Origin of the sequence: Sulfitobacter sp. HI0040, from assembly GCF_001634885.1 — a bacterium.
Taxonomy (GTDB): domain Bacteria; phylum Pseudomonadota; class Alphaproteobacteria; order Rhodobacterales; family Rhodobacteraceae; genus Sulfitobacter.
Genome location: NZ_LWEX01000485.1, coordinates 1 through 458, shown reverse-complemented (window position 1 = coordinate 458; position 458 = coordinate 1). Strand labels below are relative to the sequence as shown.

Here is a 458-nt window from a genome sequence, read left to right as displayed (position 1 = left end):
GCCTTTAATTCTGATATTTTTGCCCTTAAACCTGAGACAGGGTTCACAGACATTTGCGGCAAATATCGATGAATGATGATGGCGAAGACTGCGTTGCTGTTGGTGCTGAAGAGGCGCGCAGGGCCGCGGTGCTGCGCCCTCTTGTTCAGGCATATCTCAATGGGACTGGCAGCCTGGAACGTGGCATCAATGACGCCGTTTGGGAGCTTGGTGTCAGCAGGGCGACGGTCTGGCGTTGGATAAAACGGTTGGCGGAAGAGGGTGGGCGCACCAGCGCTCTGGCTCCGCGGAAACGGGGCCGCCCGACCGGGACGATGTTAATATCCAGCAAAGTCGAAGCGGTAATCGAGGAGCACCTTCGCCGCTATTTCTTGCGCCGGGAGCGTTCGAGCTTGTCGCGCGTCGTGACAGAAATCCGCAGCGCTTGCTGGCAGGAGGGCTTGCAACCGCCGACACGG

Annotated in this window: 1 pseudogene; it reads left to right on the top strand. The window is 58.7% G+C overall.

Features of this window, described 5'->3' with window-relative positions:
- Positions 1-68: 68 nt before the first annotated feature.
- A pseudogene (locus tag A3728_RS19235) lies at positions 69-458 on the top strand (helix-turn-helix domain-containing protein); the annotation flags it as partial.